Here is a 391-nt window from a genome sequence, read left to right as displayed (position 1 = left end):
ACCATTCTCGTCCAAACATTCTCGTTTTCCTCTAAAGAAATCAATGAACAACATAAATTTCAATCGATTCGTTGCTTTTTCTTTACTTTGTTTTCATTTGTTTCGTCAATGAAATACATTTCGATCGTTGTTTTTTCTCCTCCATTTGAATCCGTGTCAATTGTTCTTCTAACATTCGAATTCTCTGATCAGATCTTCGCTCATTCGATTGTAACTGTTCGATAGTCTGATGATATTCTTTCGTAATCAAAAGAATATTTGCTGGTGTTAAATCCATTTGAATTAAATGAGAAAATTCGTTTAATTCCAATTGAAACTTCTGTTGTTTCTCTACAATAGATCAATGAAAAACTCTCTGAATCAAAACTTCTCAAGTCTTTACCTCGACTAG

The 391-nt window shown here is 32.0% G+C and carries 1 protein-coding gene; it reads right to left on the bottom strand.

What is annotated here, in order from left to right; all coding sequences use genetic code 11:
• Positions 1 to 200: 200 nt before the first annotated feature.
• Positions 201 to 391: hypothetical protein (locus tag D7Y04_RS46265; protein ID WP_233601885.1), on the bottom strand; the 191-nt coding region annotated here is incomplete at its 5' end.

The sequence above is a fragment of the Corallococcus sp. AB038B genome (assembly GCF_003668955.1).
Taxonomy (GTDB): Bacteria; Myxococcota; Myxococcia; order Myxococcales; family Myxococcaceae; genus Corallococcus; species Corallococcus exiguus.
This window is presented reverse-complemented; position numbering and strand designations above follow the sequence as displayed.